Below are 17,239 nucleotides of genomic sequence, written 5' to 3' on the forward strand. Positions count from 1 at the left end.
AATTGAAACAGCGCCACAGCGGCCGGAGAACGGTTTGTCTCAGCCTGGTTCGAACCCGGTCAGCGGTGCGGCGCGGCCACCGTCGTCGACCGAACCTGTTGCTGATAGCGCTGCATGAACGGCAGGATCTGCTGCTCGATCACCGTGTTGTATTCCCGGGGGCGCTGCATCGGGTTGGCGTGCCCGGTGTTTCGGGCGAGCACCACCAGCAGTGTGCCGTCCGCCGGACCGCTCGATCAGCACTTGATGGGAGTGCTCGACATCGACGACGCGGTCACGTCCCGGGTCGCGCGGACGGATGAAAACGATGGCGGGCCGCGGCTTCTCGGCCGTGGGCTCGGCCAGGGAACGCAAGTTGTCCGCCGCTCCACCGGCCACGATGGCGGTGAACTGGGACTCGATCAAGCCGTTGCTCGCGGCGTCACGCGAGACGATCTTCTCCCGCAGCACCTCCGAGACCACCTTGCCCAGCTCATGGAGCCGGATGCCGGGCATCCCGTCGCCGCGGTCGAGGAACCGGTCCCGGCGGGCATAGGTCTCCACGGCCAGCCGGAGCGTGCGGCTTTCCCGGGCGCCGGGCAGCCAGCCCATCCAGCGCAGCATGTCCTCGCCGCGGCCGCGGCTCTCCGGACGGACCGCGTTCAGGTCCACCGGCGTGCAGTCCAGGATCACCCCGACCAGCCTGCGGTCGCTGTCGCGGTGAATGTGCTCGGCCACCTCCAGCGCGATCACGCCACCCATGCTGTGGCCGACGAGCACCACGTTGCGCAGGCCCGACAGTTCGGCGGCACGCACGACCAGGTCGGCGATCACCTTGGTGTCGATGCCCTGATTGTCGTAGCGGATCGCCCACACCATGCCCATCCCGCGCAGCGCGGGCAGGGCGGCCGCGGTGTCAGTGGCGTCGAGCCCGCCGAGCCCGACCAGGTCCACCACGACGGTGTCCCAGTTCCGCGGGTCCACCGGCGGGGCGACGGGCAGGATGGCCGGCTCGGTGCGCGCCAGCCGCGCCTGTTCCGGCGCGACGTCGTACTTCCAGTACTGCGCGAACACCACGAGCCCGGTCAGCAGCAGTGCGGCCACCCGAAGCAGCGTCACCCTGGTGCGGCGCAACGTCTTCCACTCGTACCCCAGGCTCGTGTCCCGCAGCCGAGCTCGGCGTCGCGTGTCGTCCCAGTCGGAGACGGTGGACGGGTGCCTCTCGTCCATCGGCGACATCCATCCCACTGTAGGCACGGGTGCGGACCGTCGCCATCACGCCGAGTCAGGTCGCGCGCGCCACGGCGGCCGGTGACGGCGCGGCGAAACGTGCCCGCTCCGAGCTGCCGCAGCCCCTTCCGCGCTGGTCAGCGCACCGACTCGTCATCGCGGCGAGCTTGCCGAGGCAGATCCGCCGACGGAGTTCGTTCTGCTCGGGCGCGATCCCGTCCGGCAGGCCGCGGCGCCGCGCGCCGACGTCGGTGCCGCCGCCCGCGCGGAATCGCGGCCATGCCACCCACCGTGTGCGGCACCGACAGACTCGGGCTATTCGGCCCGCCGGATCGTGTCCCGCCCGACCGTGGATCAGCGCGTCAGCTGAAAGGCGACCAAGCGGGATCGAACCAGCCCGGGGCGGCGGCGGTGAACCGCGCACGATCCCAGCCGCCCGCGCCCGCGGGCACCGAGCCCACGAGGTCGACGCCGGTGACGCGGGGCAGGTCGGTGCGGTTGCACTCGGCCGCCAGGTCCGGCGCGGCGGGCCACGCGCCGATCACCAGGCCGGCACAGCGCACGCCCGCCGAATGCAATGCGCGGGTGGTCAGTTCGGTGTGATTGAGCGTGCCCAGCGCGGCTGCGGTGACCAGCAGCACGGGTGCGCCGAGTTTCTGGGCGAGATCGAGCAAGGTGAAATCGCCCAGGCGCACCAGCAATCCGCCCGCGCCCTCGACCAGGACGAGGTCGGCGGTCATGGCGTCCACCGCGGCGGCGGTGTCGGCGAGGGTGAGTTCCGGCAGACCGGCACGGCGGGCGGCGGTGTCGGGCGCCAGCGGGTCCGGATAGCGGGCTAGTTCGACCGTCCTGGTCACGCCGGACAGACGCTGGATTTCCGCGAGGTCACCGGGTTCGCCGACGGCGACGCCGGTTTGGCCCGGCTTGCACACCGCCACCGAGTGCCCGCCCGCCAGCGCCACCGCGGCCACGGCGGCGGTGACGACGGTCTTGCCGACGTCGGTGGACGTGCCGCTGATCAACAGGACGGTCATGCGGGCACCGTGCCCCGCGCCTCGGCCGACATCGCGCCCCGCGCCTCGGCCGACATCGCGCCCCGCGCCTCGGCAAGCACCTCGCCGAGCACCTTTGCGATGGAGTCGAGTTCGATGGGAGTGAGGTTCGCCCGCGCGGTCAATCGCAGGCGCGAGGTGCCCTCCGGGACCGTCGGCGGGCGGAAACAGCCCACGTCGAGCCCGCGCGCCCGGCACGCCTGGGCCGCGTCGAAGGCCACCTGCGCCGGACCGAGCACGACCGACACCACCGCCGAAGGCGGCGCGGGCACACCGGCGATCCGGGCGATGTCCGCGGCGCGGGCCAGCACCCGTTCGGCCAGTCCGGGTTCGGAGCGCAGCAGGCGCAGCGCGGCCCGCGCGGCGCCGACGGCGGCGGGCGCCAGACCGGTGTCGAAGATGAACGTGCGCGCGGCGTCGATCAGGTGGGCGCGCACCCGCGCACTGGCCAGCACCACCCCGCCCTGCGCGGCAAGGGACTTCGACAACGTCGCGGTGATCACCAGATCCGGTGCCCCCGCCAGACCCGACTCGTGCACCAGCCCGCGCCCGCCCGCACCGCGCACGCCGAGCCCGTGCGCCTCGTCCACCACGAGCACGGCGGCGTTGGCCCTGGTCACGCGATGCAGTTCGGCCAGCGGCGCGAGATCGCCGTCGGCGCTGAACACCGAATCGGTGAGCACCAGCGCACGCTCCTCGGTGCGCTCCGCCAGCAACCGGTCCACCGCCGCGATGTCGCGGTGCGGCGCGATCTCCACCCGGGCGCGCGACAACCGGCAGGCGTCCACCAGCGACGCGTGGCTGCCCGCGTCGGAGACCACGAGCGAGCCGCGCCCGGCGAGCGCGGTGACGGCGCCGAGGTTGGCCGCGTATCCGGAGGCGAACACCAGCCCCGCTTCGGCGCCGACGAATTCGGCCAGCTCGGTCTCCAGCAGCTCGTGCTCGGCGGTGGTCCCGGTGACCAGGCGCGACCCGGTCGAGCCCGCGCCCCAGCGGCGCACCGCCTCCACAGCGCCCTCGATCACCTCGGGGTGGCGTACCAGGCCCAGGTAGTCGTTGGAGGCGAGATCGATGGACGGGGCCTGCGGGGTGCGCGGGCGCAGCTCACGGCGCAGTCCCGCGGCCACCCGCGCGGCCGCGCGTTCGTCCAACCAGCTCAGCGGATCGGTAGTCACAGCTGGGCAGCATACTTGAACACCGTTCAGGGCACCCGTCCACCGGCCCGGCTGGTACCGTTGAGCCATCGTTGGTGGTGTCACCGGCCCGCGGTGACGGAGCTGCACCGGGGAGGAACACGGCCGGATGCCGCGGTGGGCAATAGTCGTCGAGGAAACCACGGGTTCGGGCGACCACAGACGCTGGTCACCCCGGATCCTCGCGGAAGTGGTCGGCACGCGCGCCCAGGCGCTGGCGAAGCTGGCCGGCGTACTGCCCACCTACACCCCGGAGCATCCCAAACTGCGCGGCCGCCGCGTCGTCCTCCGCGACGGCGACACCTACTTACTGATGGTGCGCGGCTGGTCGGATGACTACCACTGCATCTTCCGGGTGTGGGAGATGCTGTCGGACAGCGATCGCCCGGAGATCGCCGACAACCCGCGCGGCGGAAGCGATCGGCTCACGGACCGTTGAACCAGTTCGGCGTATCGAGCCGGAACACCTCCCCGGGCGCCAGCAAGCGCAGATCGCGCTCCAACGCCGCCAGCCGGTCCACACCGAGCAGATCGGCCCAGCGATCGCGGATCCGGTCGAAGGCGCGGGCCGATCGGGTCAGCACCTCCTCGGCGCGGTCGGTCAGCGTGTAGACCTTGCGGCGCGCGTCGGTCGGATCGTGCCCGCGCCGCAGGTAACCCAGCCGCTCCAACGCCTCGACCTGCTTGCCCGCGGCCTGTTTCGAGACGCCCAGGGCGCGCCCGAGGTCGGCGGCCGTGCAGCCGTAGGGACCGCCCGCCCGGCCGACCGCCTGGAAGACGAAGCCGTGCATGGGCCGCAACTCGGCGTGGCCGTACTCGGCCAATTCGGCGTGCACCTCATCGATGACGGCGCGGAAGCCGAGCAGCATGCGCAGCGGCAACTCGTAGCCACCCACGTCACTTGACATTATGGACAACCTCATTGACTATATGGACAACCACGTTGTCTAGTTTAGAGGAATCGCCTGATGACCGTCATCCGACACTCCGATACCCGCCGCACCGAAACCCCGGGCGGCGTCATGACCACACTCGCCTCCCCCACCCAAGGCGGATCCGCACTCGCGTTGTGGCGGGTCGAGGTGCCGGCGGGAACCAGCGGGCCGCTGCACTTCATCGACACCGAGCAGATCTGGACCGTTCTGGCCGGACGGATCGACGTCGCGATCGACGGCACAGAAGTCACTGCGGCCGAGGGCGATACGGTCATCCTTCCGGCGAACGTCCTGCGGCAGGTGCGCACCGGCGTCGGCTACACCGCCATCGTCACCGCACAGGCGGGCGCCCGAGCCGGAACGCCGGACGGCGACGGCACGATCGTCCCGCCGTGGATCGCCTGAGCGGTCACCGATCGGACTGCGCGGCGACCGCGGCGCGCATTCCGGCGGTGATCGTCGCGATGTCGCCGGGGGAACTGATGAACGGCGGCATCGCGTACACCAGGTTCCGGAACGGACGCAGCCACACCCCGGCCGCCACCGCGGCGTCGGTCGCGGCGCGCATGTCGACCGGGCGGTCCAGCTCGATCACGCCGATCGCACCGAGCACCCGCACCTCCACCACCCCCGGCAGGCCGCGCACCGGAGCCAGACCCGCCGCCAGCCCCGCCTCGATCCCGGCCACCTCGCCACGCCAGTCGCGCGAACGCAGCAACTCGATCGAGGCGACGGCGACCGCACAGGCCAGCGGGTTGCCCATGAACGTGGGACCGTGCATGAGCCCGCCGTGCGCCGCGCTGATCGTCTCGGCGATCCGCGCGGTACACAGCGCGGCGGCCAGGGTGAGGTAGCCGCCGGTCAGCGCTTTCCCGACGCACATCACATCCGGGCTCACCCCGGCGTGCCCGGCCGCGAAAAGCTCTCCGGTGCGGCCGAACCCGGTGGCGATCTCGTCGAAGATCAGCAGCATGCCGTGTTCGTCGCACAGCCTGCGCAAGTCGGCGAGGTAGCCGGGGTGGTGCCAGCGCATCCCGCCCGCGCCCTGGACGACCGGCTCCACGATGACCGCCGCGAGTTCGCCCGCGTGCGCGGCGATGACCCGCTCCAGTTCCGCGACGTACTCCGGCAGGTACGCACTCGGCGGCACCGGCGCGAACACCTGGTTCACCAGGATGTCGGTCCACAGCGAGTGCATGCCACCCTCCGGGTCGCACACACTCATCGGAGTGAACGTGTCGCCGTGATATCCGCCCCGCCAGGTGAGCAGTCGGCGCTTCTCCGGTTTGCCCAGCGAGCGCCAATATTGCAGGCACATCTTCACCGCGACCTCGACCGACACCGAGCCGGAGTCGCACAGGAACACTTTGTCCAGCCCCGCGGGTGTGGAATCGACCAGCAGCTCGGCCAGCCGTGCCGCGGGTTCATGGGTGAGCCCGCCGAACATCACGTGACTCATGCGCCGCGACTGGGCCAGCAGCGCCGCGTCGAGCCTCGGATGCCGGTAGCCGTGGATGGCGGCCCACCAGGAACTCATGCCGTCGACCAGCGAACGCCCGTCGGCCAAGGTCAGCCTGGTCCCCTCGGCGGCGGTCACCACCAGGGGTTCGGTCGTGGCCGGGAAGCCGCCGTACGGATGCCAGACGTGCTCGGCGTCGAGTGCGGTGATCTCGTCGGGGGTCAGTGCCACAGCAATCCTCGCGTCACGGCCCCGGCCCGCCGGGGCGGCTTGAACACCGTTCAAGTTAACACCCGGCCCGGCACGAGTCCGCCGGGTGCCCGGTATGACGGGAGTTCGGCCGTTTCCCCACTGCGCGGCAACGCTTGGCCGGCTATCCGAGTTGCCGCGACGAGCGGCGCGAGCGCGCCTGGATCGCGGAAGCGGACGGCCGCCCGGTAGGCAGCGTCTTCTGCGTCCACGAGGAGGACACCACCGCACGGCTGCGGTTGCTCCTGGTCGAGCCCGCCGCCCGCGGCCTCGGCGTCGGTTCGGCGCTGGTCGACGCGTGCCTGCGCTTCGCCACCGCGGCGGGTTATCACGAGATCGTGCTGTGGACCAACGACGTGCTCACCGCGGCGCGGCGCGTCTACCAGCGGGCAGGGTTCGAGCTCGTGGATCAGAGCCCGCATCACAGCTGGGGGCACGATCTGGTCGGCCAGACCTGGCGGCGCTCACTCGCGCCCGCGAACTGACCCGCGCGGCGGGCATCCTGCGGTCTCCGGGCGGTGGATCACCCGTCTCCATCGGCGGTCGTTTCCGATGCCAGCACCGCACCCACTCGCGCCAGCGCGGCGCGCATCTCCGCGAGGCGACGCTCACCCAACGCCTGCGCCACCGTGCCCTCGATCTCGCGAATGCGCTGCTCCGCCACGCCCAGCGCGGCCCGGCCCGCCTCGGTGACCATGACCACCCGCGCGCGCCGGTCGGCCGGATCAACCTGACGCACCACCAGCCCGCTGTGCTCCAGATGCGTCACCAGCTCCCCCATCGACTGCTGCGTCATCCCCGCGGCCTCGGCCAGCGCGGTGATCCGCGACCCGTTCGGATCCAGATAGCGGAACACCGCGTAGTGCGCGGGCCGCAGGTGCCCGTCCAGCCGCGCGCGCAGCTCGTCGTTCAGCGCGCGCTCGTATGCGGCGGTGGCCTGGCTGAGCAACTTCAGCAGCGTCGGTTCACCCGTTGACATATTACGAAGGATACCTTTATATCTGGAAGTATGCGAGACGCGCGAACACTGACCTTCCGCAATGGGCATCGCGTGACGTTCGTCGCGCAGAACACCGACGAACAGGGCCCCTACCTGCGACTCGAGCACGTGCTGCCGCGGGCGGAACGCCAGGCGGGCCCGCACTGGCATCCGGTGCTGGCCGAGCGATGGACGGTCCGGCAGGGACAGTTGCGCTTCCGCATCGACGGCGCGGAGGTCCTCGCGCATCCCGGCGACACGGTGACCGCGCCTGCGGGCACGGTGCACGAGTTCCACAGCACGGTTCCCGGGACGGTGCTCGATCACGAGATCCGGCCGCCGCTGCGGCACTGGGAGATGTTCCTGCTCTGGCACCACCTGGATCGCACGGGGAAGACCACCTCGACGAGGGTGCCTCGCGATCCACTCGCCCTCGCCCTGCTGTGGGACTACCAGGACGGCTATCTGGCGGGCATCCCCCCGTTTGCGCAACGGGTGGTGCTCGGTGGTCTCGCGCGCGTAGCGACACGCTTCGGCTACCGGCGCCGCTGGCTGGAAAACGCCCACGACCTCCCCTGATCCACTCCGCCGCAACCACCCGCACAGCGCGAGGCCCGACTGCCGCTACTGTCGTTGCCATGGCTCAGCCCGACGCAGCGCCCGGCGACGCGACACCCCTGGGTGTCTGGCCCGGCACCGCCTATCCCCTGGGGGCCACCTACGACGGCGCGGGTACCAATTTCTCGGTGTTCTCGGAGGTTGCCGACGCGGTCGAATTGTGCCTCGTCGACGGCGACGGCGCCGAGACCCGCATCGCGCTCGACGAGGTCGACGGCTACGTCTGGCATGCGTACCTTCCCGCGATCGGTCCCGGTCAGCGCTACGGGTTCCGGGTGCACGGTCCATACGACCCCGCGAAGGGATTGCGCTGCGACCCGAGCAAGTTGCTGCTCGACCCGTACGGCAAAGCTTTCGACGGCGACTTCGGCGATCATCCCTCGCTGTACACCTACGGACTGGACTCGCTCGGCCACACCATGACCGGCGTGGTGATCAACCCGTACTTCGACTGGGGCGACGATCGCGCGCCGAAGCGGCCCTACCACGAGACCGTGATCTACGAGGCGCACGTCAAGGGCATGACGATGACCCATCCCGAGGTGCCGCAGGAGTTGCGCGGCACCTACTCCGGCATCGCGCACCCGGCGATCATCGACCATCTGAAGAGATTGGGCGTCACCGCGATCGAGCTGATGCCGGTGCACCAGTTCCTGCACGACCGGGTGCTGCTGGACCAGGGACTGCGGAACTACTGGGGCTACAACAGCTTCGGCTACTTGGCGCCACACAACGAGTACGCGGCGATCGACCGCGCCGGATCCGCGGTCACCGAGTTCAAGGCGATGGTGCGCGCCCTGCACGCCGAGGGCATCGAGGTGATCCTCGACGTGGTCTACAACCACACCGCCGAGGGCAACCACCGCGGTCCCACGATCGGCTTCCGCGGCATCGACAACGCCGCCTACTACCGCTTGGTCGACGACGACCCCTCGCTCTACATGGACTACACGGGAACCGGCAACAGCCTCAACGTGCGCCACCCGCACACCTTGCAGCTGATCATGGACTCGCTGCGCTACTGGATCCTGGAGATGCACGTCGACGGCTTCCGTTTCGACCTTGCCGCGACGCTGGCGCGGGAACTGCACGACGTGGACCGGCTGTCGACGTTCTTCGATCTGGTGCAGCAGGACCCGGTGGTGAGCCAGGTCAAGCTCATCGCCGAACCGTGGGACGTCGGCGAGGGCGGCTACCAGGTAGGCAACTTTCCCGGCCTGTGGACGGAGTGGAACGGCAAATTCCGCGACACCGTGCGCGACTACTGGCGCGGCGAACCGGCGACACTGGGCGAGTTCGCCTCCCGGCTCACCGGCTCCTCGGACCTGTACGAGGCCACCGGGCGCAGACCGAGCGCCAGCATCAACTTCGTCACCGCGCACGACGGATTCACCTTGCGGGACCTGGTGTCCTACAACGAGAAACACAACGAGGCCAACGGCGAGGACAACCGCGACGGCGAGAGCTGGAACCGCTCGTGGAACTGCGGCGTCGAGGGGCCTACCGACGATCCGGAGATCCTCGCGCTGCGCGACCGGCAGAGCCGCAACCTGATGGCGACGCTGCTGCTCAGCCAGGGCGTGCCGATGCTCGCGCACGGCGACGAGATGGGCCGCACCCAGCAGGGCAACAACAACGTCTACTGCCAGGACTCGCCGCTGGCCTGGATGGACTGGTCGCTGCGGGACAAGCATGCCGACCTGCTCGAATTCACCCGCGCGGTGATCGCGTTGCGCACCGAGCACCCGGTCTTCCGGCGCCGCCGCTTCTTCGCGGGCGGCCCGACCCGTTCGGCGGACAACGCCCGCGACATCGCCTGGCTCACCCCGTCCGGCGAGGAGATGACCGAAGCGGACTGGGACAGCGGATTCGGCAAGTCGCTGGCGGTCTATCTCAACGGCGAGGCGATCCCGGAGCCGGGCCCGCGCGGGGAGCGGATCACCGATGATTCGTTCCTGTTGTGTTTCAACGCCCACGACGCGGCTATCGACTTCGTGCTACCGCGCGCCGGCGACGGCGTGGAATGGTCGGTGGCATTGGATTGCTCGACGCCGACCGGTCCGGCCGACGCCGGCTATCCCGGGGGCGCCACCGTCACCGTCGAAGCTCGTTGTCTCCTCGTCCTCCGCCAGGCCGCCTGACCCGAATGCCGATGAACCCACCCGATTCCACCGAGATGCACGTGACCGACCCCGTGTCCCTCCGACGCAAACCCGCACGCCAGACGACGATTCGCAGCGCCTACCGGCTACAGCTGCGACCGGACACGCTCACCTTCGCCGAAGCGCGCGCCATCGCGGAATACCTCCAGCAGCTGGGCATTTCACACCTGTACCTGTCGCCGATCCTGACCGCGACGCACGGCTCGACGCACGGCTACGACGTCACCGACCCGACCACGGTCTCCGCCGCTCTCGGCGGGCCGACCGGGCTCAAGGCCCTCGCCGACGAGGTGCGCAGCCGCGGCATGGGACTGATCGTGGACCTGGTGCCCAATCATGTCGGCGTCGCCGATCCGCGGCAGAACGCCTGGTGGTGGGACGTCCTGCGGAACGGCAAGGAATCACGGTTCGCGCACTACTTCGACATCGACTGGAGCCCGGGCAACGGCGCGGGCGGCAGGCTGGCGCTGCCGGTGTTGCAGAGCGAGAACGACCCGGCGGCCCTGACCGTGGACCGCACGGGCGCCGAACCCATGCTCGCCCTGCACGATCTGCGGTTCCCGATCGCGCCTGGCACCGATGGGGACAACGCCCTGCGCATCCACGACAAGCAGCACTACCGGCTGGTGAGCTGGAAGGCCGGGCTGTGCACCTACCGGCGGTTCTTCGCGGTCAGCAGCCTGGCCGCGATCCGCCAGGAGAATCCCGAGGTCTTCGAGGTCACCCACCGCGAACTCGCCGCCTGGTGCGAGCACGACCTGATCGACGGTGTGCGGGTCGACCATCCGGACGGTCTGTCCGATCCCGCCGGCTATCTCGCCCGGCTGCGCAGGTTGATCGGCCCGCACCGGCTGCTGCTGGTGGAGAAGATCCTGGCCAACCGCGAGCCACTGGACGCCACGCTCCCGATCGACGGCACCACCGGCTACGAAGCGCTGGCCGACTTCGGCGGCGTGCTGATCGATCCGCGCGGGGAGCACGCGCTCACCGAACTGTCGCGGCGGGTCGCCGGGCACGGCAGCGACCGGGCGTGGATCGGCGAGACCGAGCACCGGATCAAGCGAGCGGTCGCGGAGAGCATCCTGACGCCGGAAGTCCGGCGGCTGGTGGCCGCGATCAAGCAGGACGCGAACGCCGAGAGTTTCGACACCATGGCGCTGACCAACGCCACCATCGAGGTGCTGGCGTTCATGCCGGTGTACCGGGCCGACTACGCGCCGCTGGCCGGAATGGCGGGTGCGGTGATCGCCGAGGTGGAGAAGCGCAACAGCGAGCTCACCGCGCCGCTGGCGGTGCTGGTCGCGGCGCTGGCCGCCGACGGGGACGCGGCGGTGCGCTTCAGCCAGGTCTGCGGCGCGGTGACCGCGAAAGCGGTCGAGGACACCATGTTCTACCAGGCCGCGCGGCTGGTCTCGTTGCAGGAGGTCGGCGGCAATCCGGCGCGCTTCGGTCATTCGCTCAACGAGTTCCATCTGTCCAACAGCCAGCGCGCGCAACTGTGGCCCGCGACCCTGACGACGCTGTCCACCCACGACACCAAGCGCGGCGAGGACGTCCGCGCCCGCATCGGCGTACTGTCCCAAGCCGCGGAGATCTGGGCGCGCAACGTGGACTCCTGGTTGGAGACCACCCCCGCGCCGGACGGGGCGACGGCACTGTTCCTGCTGCAGAACATGTTCGGGGTGTGGCCCGCGGACGGACGGCCCGCCGCGTCGGTGCCCGGCCTGCGCGAGCGTCTGCACGCGTTCGCCGAGAAGGCGATGCGGGAGGCGAACACCAAGACCTCCTGGGAGGAGCCGGACGCGGAGTTCGAGGCCGCCGTGCACGCGTGGCTGGACGCGGTGATCGACGGACCGGTGGGCTCCGAACTCGGCGACCTGGTGCACGAACTGGCCCCGCACGCATGGTCGGACGCGTTGTCGCAGAAGCTGCTGCAGCTGTGCGGCCCCGGCATCCCGGACGTCTATCAGGGCTGCGAGCTGTGGGAGGACTCCCTCGTCGACCCGGACAACCGCAGGCCGGTGGACTTCGCCGCCCGCGCGGGCATGCTGCAATCGCTCACCGGAACACCGGCTTTGGACACCACCGGCGCGGCGAAGATGTGGATCGTCGCCTACGCGCTGTGGTTGCGCCGCGAACGTCCCGACTGCTTCGTCGGCGGCGCCTACCGGCCGCTGTTCGCCACCGGCGACCACGCGGCCGAACTGGTGTCCTACGCGCGCGGTCGCACGGGCGAGCCGCCGGAGGTCATCGTCGCGGCCACCCGCCACAGCGTGAGCCTGGCCGAGAGCGGATGGGGCGACACGTTCCTCGATCTGCCCTCGGGCAGCTGGACCGACCGGCTGACCGGACACACCTTCCAGGGCCGGGCCAGGCTGGAGAAGATGTTCGCCAGGCTGCCCGTCGCGCTACTGGTGCGCTGAGAGCTCGAGCGGGGGCGCGGCGGCCACCGCGGGAGCCTTCACGAGTTCCTTCGAGAAGACGCCGCGAACCTGCTCGAAGGTCTTCTCCGGAATCACCCCGCCCAGTTCCTCGCGCCAGCGCCGCAGATTCGCGGGATCGTAGTCGAACGCCTCCTGCGTGCAGGCGGCCAGCCGGACCCCATGATCGGTGGGCGTGGATATCCGGCGCCAGGAATCCCAGTGGAAGCGGCGGCTGCGCGGATTGCGCAGCGTGCGCACCACGTTCAGGATGCGATAGCCCATGCTCAGGGAATCGTGCAGCCGCATGTGCCCGCCCTTCGCGGTGTCGCAGCGTTTGGACAGCTCCGCCAGCCGATCCCGGTCGAAGGCCAGCCCCACCGACTCTGCCTCGCGGACCATCCACTGCAGCGTCATATCGGACAGGCCGCATTCGGTGTAGCCGCCCCCGATGTCGGTGTGCACGCCGGGGAACCACACCTGCTTGACCCGCTCGAACCCGCGCCGGTACTTCACGGTCGGTTCGACCGGAACCTCCCACAGGGACGGTTCGAAGTTGCGCCGCCGCTCATCGATGGCCAGCGCTTGCCGGGCACAGTGCACGTGACGGGAGAGCTTGACGTCGTGGAAGCGGTGCCGCAGCGAGGTGACCCCTGGCACGCCCAGCGCGCCGACGGTGTCGAACACGCCGAGAAAGTCGATCTTCGCTCGCCTGCAGTTCTCGCGGCGGAACTCCCGCCACTGCCGCGGCTCGGACGGATCCGGATTCTCGGGCGTCGGTGCGGGCGGCCGCTGCCGGTAGATCCGCAAGGCCTCGGGGTACTTGCCCGCGATCATCGCCTCCGGGGTCATGATCCCGATGCGACTGATCAGGCCGGCCAGGCTGCGCGCGGTGAAGGCGCCGCGACTGAACCCGAAGATGTAGATCTCGTCGCCCTTTTCCCAGTTCAGGGCCAGGTGCCAGTATGCGGAGGACAGATTCGCCTCGAGCCCGAGTCCGAAAGCTCCGCCCAGCAGGCGATCGCTGAGGAAGCCGCGCGCGCCGGGGCCGGAGACGTAGGTGACCCACTGCTGGATCGTTTGTCCCGCCGGTCCCGGCGCGTCGAACCGGATGGTCTGCGCGATCTTGACAATGTTCGAAACCGTGCTGCTCGACTCGGCCTTCCACGTGCCGTCGCAACATACAACCAGGCGTTTCATGCCTTGATCCTCCCGCTGGTATCTCACCGAAACCCGCGTACTCCACTACTCGAATTCATCGCCGAACAGACCGGACAGCGTTAATGGCAAGCCGGAATACGCGAGTCGGCAAGACGGGCGAAGCGCTGGTCGCGATCGCTACGCGCGCCGCGGGCCCGGCTCGTCGCGCCGGGCGGAGCCCAGCCCGATCAGCCAGCGCGCCGCACCGAGCGCGGCCGCGACGAGCACCGCCAGCTGCAGCGATCCGGTGATCAGAGCCAGGACGAGGCAGGTCCCCAGCCCGATGACCAGTGCATCGAGCTTGTATACCGGCCACGCGCTGCCTGCGATGTCGATCGTGGCGCCGCGTGCCGAGGAGTGAACGACCGCCATCTGCTCAGGGTAGTCGGATTCCGAAGTTCGGGCCAGCGAACTTTTCTCGCCGGGAACACGCAGGATCGCCGCGGCGTTGCGGCAGACATGCCACTGACAGGTGAATACGAACCGAGCACATCGGACTGGGCCCGTGAGCAAGCCGAGAAGTACGAGAACTCCGGCGGCGCCGAGGGCGCGACGTTACTGGGCAAGCCCATCATCCTGCTCACCACCAAGGGCGCGAAGACCGGCAAGCTGCGCAAGACGCCGCTGATGCGGGTGGAGCACGACGGCGAGTACGCGGTGGTCGCTTCGCTGGGCGGCGCGCCCAAGCACCCGGTCTGGTACTACAACATCAAGGCCGAACCGCACGTCGAACTGCGCGACGGCGCGGTCAGCAAGGACTACACCGCGCGCGAGGTCTTCGGCGAGGAGAAAGCGCAGTGGTGGGAGCGAGCGGTCCAGGTATGGCCGGACTACGCGGAGTACCAGACGAAAACCGACCGTCAGATCCCCGTCTTCGTCCTCACGCCCAGGTAGCTCCTACGCAGGTGGCCCGCGTGTCACTGCCACCCGCCGCAGCTCGCCGCCGCGGCAGGTGGCAGCATATTTCGGGTGTCCAATCCGCTTGATGTCCTCGACGCACTGTCCGCTTCTCGCCCTGCGCTCACCGCGGACGAGATCGATGCTGCCGCCAAGCGAATTGCCGACGTCATCGACCCGACCCCGCTTCAGCGCAGCGAGCGGCTGTCCACGCTGACCGGGGCGGAGGTCTATCTCAAGCGCGAGGATCTCAGCCCGGTCCGCTCCTACAAGCTGCGCGGCGCCTACAACCTGGTGGTGCAGCTGACCGAGGACGAACGCGCCGCCGGCGTGGTGGCGGCCAGCGCGGGCAACCACGCGCAGGGCGTCGCGTTCGCGTGTCAGGCGATGGGGATCAAAGGACGTATCTACGTGCCGACCACGACGCCGAAGCAGAAGCGTGATCGCATCCGGGTGCACGGTGGCGAGTTCGTGGAATTGATCGCGGTCGGCGAGACCTACGACGCCGCCGCCGCGGCGGCCGCCGCCGACGTGCAGCGCAGCGGCGCGACCATGGTGCCGCCGTTCGACGACGCGCGCACCGCGGCGGGTCAGGGCACCATCGCCGCGGAGATCCTGGAACAGCTCGGCGCCACTCCCGACCTGGTGATCGTGCCGGTGGGCGGCGGCGGCTGCCTGGCCGGTATCGGCACCTACCTGCGCGCGCGGTCTCCGCGCACCGCCATCCTGGGTGTGGAGCCTGCGGGCGCGGCCTCGATGACCGCGGCCCTCGTGGCGAGCGGTCCGGTCACGCTGCCGGAGATCGACCCGTTCGTGGACGGCGCCGCGGTGCGCCGGGTCGGCGCCGTGCCGTATGCCGCGGTGTCCGGATTCGGCGGGCGAGTGGTCTCGCACGCCTCACTGCCGTTGCTGACCATCAGCGAGTCGCCCAGGGGCGCGGGCGCGTTCCAGATGATGCAGGTCGACGAAGGCGCGATCTGCACCACCATGCTCGACCTGTACCAGAACGAGGGCATCATCGCCGAGCCCGCGGGCGCGCTCACCACGACGGCGCTCGCGGAGATCACCGTGGAGCCGGGCTCCACCGTGGTGTGCCTGGTGTCCGGCGGCAACAACGACGTGTCCCGCTACGGCGAGATCATCGAGCGCTCGCTCGTCCACCGCGGTCTCAAGCACTACTTCCTGGTGGACTTCCCGCAGGAACCCGGCGCGCTGCGCCGTTTCCTCAACGAGGTGCTCGGTCCCGACGACGACATCACGCTGTTCGAGTACGTCAAGCGCAACAACCGGGAGACGGGAGCCGCGCTGGTCGGCATCGAACTCGGCGCGCCGGACGGGCTGGGGCCGTTGCTGGAACGGATGCGCCATTCGCCGATCCAGTGCGAGCGCCTCGAACCCGATTCGCCTGCCTACCGCTACCTGACCTGAGCCGGACGACGGCTACCACCGGCCCCGCGCTCCTGTTCCGGTCCGAACGAGCCGGCCTGGGCGGCCCGAATGGCTACCGGGGCACCGGAACCGCCCGGCAGGTCAGGCGGCCTTGCGCGTCTCCGTCGAAGGTATCCGGCGGCGGGACGCGCGCAGGCAGTTCAGCATGAGCGGCAACAGCCAGAACGCCGCCGACTGGTCGTAGCTGAGCTGCGCGGCGGAGAGCCGGTTGTGCACGAAGCCGACCGACAGGCCCAAGCGGGGTTCGGCCCAGCCGAAGGAGCCGCCGAGCCCGATGTGCCCGAACCCGGCGTGCGCGCCCGGCATCGGCAGCGAGTGGTAGCCCAGTCGCCACATCATCGGCAGGTAGAACAGCGCGCGGTCGGGCTGATAGGTCTCGACACGGCGCAGGGCCTTCATGGTATGGCGGCCGAGATACCTGCGGTCGGCCACGGTGCCGTCGCCCGCGAGCGCGCCGTACATCGTGGCCAGCGCGGGCGCGGTGGCCACACCGTTGCCCGCACCGAGTTCGGTGTCCAGGATCGGCGGGCTGACGCCCTCGAGAATGGCTTCCAGACCGGGCAGGAACAGGCAGCGGGTGGCGGCGCCGAGCGCGCCGGGAATCTTGTGGCTACGGCCCAGAACCGCCGCGCCGAGCGGCCTTCCGAGCATGCTCAGCTGGGTGCCGGCCAGCGGCGCGTAGGTGAGCGCCGCACCGGCGGGCGGCCTGCCCAGATGCAGGCCGTCGATGCCCAGCGGCTCGGCGACCTCGGTGCGGATCAGTTCCGCCAGACTGGTACCGGTGATCGAGCGGGCCAAGCCACCGATCAGCCAGCCGAAGGTGAGCGCGTGGTAGGTGGGCACGCCGAGCGAGCGGTCGGGCTTCGCCGCGGCCAGGCGCTGCTCCATGAGCTCGTGGTCCAGCACATCGGCCAGGCCGCCGGTCGCGATCGGGGCCAAGGCGGACAGCCCCGCCCGATGGGTCAGCAGCTGGCGAACGGTGATCTTGCGCTTGCCGTTGGCGCCGAATTCCGGCCAGTACTCCGCGACCGGAGCGGAATAGTCGAGCAACCCGCGGTCTGCGAGGCGGTGCACGACGGTGGCGGCGATTCCCTTGGTGGCCGAGAAGATGATCGTGCCGGTGTCCCTGGTCCACGGAACGTCACCACCGGAGCCGACCCAGATGTCCACCAGCGGCTCTCCGTGCCGGTGCAGCGTGAACGCCGCCCCCGCACCCCGGCGAGTACCGAACGCCCGTGCGAAAGCGCGCACGAACGGTGCGAATTCGGCGGCTGCGCTGCCACCCATTCCCGGGGGGAGAACCGCGAGGTCCCCGGAAGCGACGTTGCTCATCTCTCCACGGTAATCGCACGGGACGATTCCGGCAAAGTACCTGTCTCGGACAGTTGTACGCCCGTTATCCGGAAAACGCCCGAAA

Annotated in this window: 16 protein-coding genes and 1 pseudogene; 8 read left to right on the forward strand and 9 right to left on the reverse strand. The window is 70.0% G+C overall.

What is annotated here, in order from left to right; genetic code table 11:
• Positions 1–59 precede the first annotated feature (59 nt).
• The 3 genes and pseudogenes from M8859_RS24795 to M8859_RS24805 form a co-directional block, all read right to left on the reverse strand.
• Positions 60–1,218 (reverse strand): annotated as a pseudogene (locus M8859_RS24795) (alpha/beta fold hydrolase).
• Positions 1,219–1,571: 353 nt separating this feature from the next.
• Positions 1,572–2,243, reverse strand: a complete 672-nt coding sequence (gene bioD, locus M8859_RS24800; RefSeq protein WP_159923723.1) for a dethiobiotin synthase — start codon at positions 2,241–2,243, stop codon at positions 1,572–1,574.
• A complete protein-coding gene (locus M8859_RS24805; protein WP_249644884.1) occupies positions 2,240–3,436 on the reverse strand; it encodes an 8-amino-7-oxononanoate synthase in 1,197 nt (398 codons plus the stop codon). The genes bioD and M8859_RS24805 overlap by 4 nt, the downstream gene beginning before the upstream one ends.
• Positions 3,437–3,563: 127 nt before the next feature.
• Between M8859_RS24805 and M8859_RS24810 the strand changes: the two genes are divergently transcribed.
• Positions 3,564–3,893, forward strand: a complete 330-nt coding sequence (locus tag M8859_RS24810) for a hypothetical protein (protein WP_159923719.1) — start codon at positions 3,564–3,566, stop codon at positions 3,891–3,893.
• On the opposite strand, the gene M8859_RS24815 is transcribed toward M8859_RS24810, so the two are convergent.
• The gene (locus tag M8859_RS24815; RefSeq protein ID WP_249644885.1) at positions 3,880–4,362 is read right to left on the reverse strand and encodes a MarR family winged helix-turn-helix transcriptional regulator; all 483 of its coding nucleotides are present in this window, start codon (positions 4,360–4,362) and stop codon (positions 3,880–3,882) included. The genes M8859_RS24810 and M8859_RS24815 overlap by 14 nt on opposite strands.
• A gap of 60 nt (positions 4,363–4,422) precedes the next feature.
• Here M8859_RS24815 and M8859_RS24820 point away from each other — a divergent pair, with 60 nt between their 5' ends.
• Positions 4,423–4,794, forward strand: coding sequence for a cupin domain-containing protein (locus tag M8859_RS24820; RefSeq protein WP_159923715.1), 372 nt, complete (start codon positions 4,423–4,425; stop codon positions 4,792–4,794).
• Between the two features lie 4 nt (positions 4,795–4,798).
• Here M8859_RS24820 and M8859_RS24825 read toward each other — a convergent pair whose 3' ends face one another.
• The gene (locus M8859_RS24825) at positions 4,799–6,079 is read right to left on the reverse strand and encodes an adenosylmethionine--8-amino-7-oxononanoate transaminase (protein ID WP_249644886.1); all 1,281 of its coding nucleotides are present in this window, start codon (positions 6,077–6,079) and stop codon (positions 4,799–4,801) included.
• Positions 6,080–6,213: 134 nt separating this feature from the next.
• Here M8859_RS24825 and M8859_RS24830 point away from each other — a divergent pair, with 134 nt between their 5' ends.
• Entirely contained in the window at positions 6,214–6,582 is a 369-nt protein-coding gene (locus M8859_RS24830) for a GNAT family N-acetyltransferase (protein ID WP_249644887.1), read from the forward strand.
• A 38-nt stretch (positions 6,583–6,620) separates the two neighbouring features.
• Here M8859_RS24830 and M8859_RS24835 read toward each other — a convergent pair whose 3' ends face one another.
• Positions 6,621–7,076 (reverse strand): MarR family winged helix-turn-helix transcriptional regulator, encoded by a 456-nt coding sequence (locus tag M8859_RS24835; RefSeq protein ID WP_159923692.1) that lies wholly within the window; start codon positions 7,074–7,076, stop codon positions 6,621–6,623.
• 30 nt (positions 7,077–7,106) lie between these two features.
• On the opposite strand from M8859_RS24835, the gene M8859_RS24840 reads away from it, so the two are divergent.
• From M8859_RS24840 to treY, 3 genes are read left to right on the forward strand one after another with little or no spacing between them, the layout of a single operon-like run.
• Complete coding sequence (locus M8859_RS24840) at positions 7,107–7,655, forward strand: cupin domain-containing protein (RefSeq protein ID WP_159923690.1); 549 nt, start codon at positions 7,107–7,109, stop codon at positions 7,653–7,655.
• A 59-nt stretch (positions 7,656–7,714) separates the two neighbouring features.
• Entirely contained in the window at positions 7,715–9,835 is a 2,121-nt protein-coding gene (gene glgX / locus M8859_RS24845) for a glycogen debranching protein GlgX (RefSeq protein ID WP_249644888.1), read from the forward strand.
• A 35-nt stretch (positions 9,836–9,870) separates the two neighbouring features.
• Positions 9,871–12,279, forward strand: coding sequence for a malto-oligosyltrehalose synthase (gene treY, locus M8859_RS24850; protein WP_223522123.1), 2,409 nt, complete (start codon positions 9,871–9,873; stop codon positions 12,277–12,279).
• On the opposite strand, the gene M8859_RS24855 is transcribed toward treY, so the two are convergent.
• Both M8859_RS24855 and M8859_RS24860 read right to left on the reverse strand, forming a co-directional pair.
• Positions 12,265–13,476, reverse strand: a complete 1,212-nt coding sequence (locus tag M8859_RS24855) for a T6SS phospholipase effector Tle1-like catalytic domain-containing protein (protein WP_249644889.1) — start codon at positions 13,474–13,476, stop codon at positions 12,265–12,267. The genes treY and M8859_RS24855 overlap by 15 nt on opposite strands.
• A gap of 138 nt (positions 13,477–13,614) precedes the next feature.
• Positions 13,615–13,848 (reverse strand): hypothetical protein, encoded by a 234-nt coding sequence (locus M8859_RS24860; protein ID WP_159923683.1) that lies wholly within the window; start codon positions 13,846–13,848, stop codon positions 13,615–13,617.
• Between the two features lie 87 nt (positions 13,849–13,935).
• Between M8859_RS24860 and M8859_RS24865 the strand changes: the two genes are divergently transcribed.
• On the forward strand, positions 13,936–14,370 hold the full coding sequence (locus tag M8859_RS24865; RefSeq protein WP_159923681.1) for a nitroreductase family deazaflavin-dependent oxidoreductase: 435 nt from the start codon (positions 13,936–13,938) through the stop codon (positions 14,368–14,370).
• Between the two features lie 75 nt (positions 14,371–14,445).
• Positions 14,446–15,801: a threonine ammonia-lyase IlvA gene (gene ilvA / locus M8859_RS24870; protein WP_159923679.1), complete on the forward strand. Its 1,356-nt coding sequence runs from the start codon at positions 14,446–14,448 to the stop codon at positions 15,799–15,801.
• Between the two features lie 102 nt (positions 15,802–15,903).
• Here ilvA and M8859_RS24875 read toward each other — a convergent pair whose 3' ends face one another.
• Entirely contained in the window at positions 15,904–17,154 is a 1,251-nt protein-coding gene (locus tag M8859_RS24875; RefSeq protein ID WP_195071704.1) for a serine hydrolase domain-containing protein, read from the reverse strand.
• Positions 17,155–17,239 lie beyond the last annotated feature (85 nt).

This window comes from Nocardia sputi (assembly GCF_023501985.1).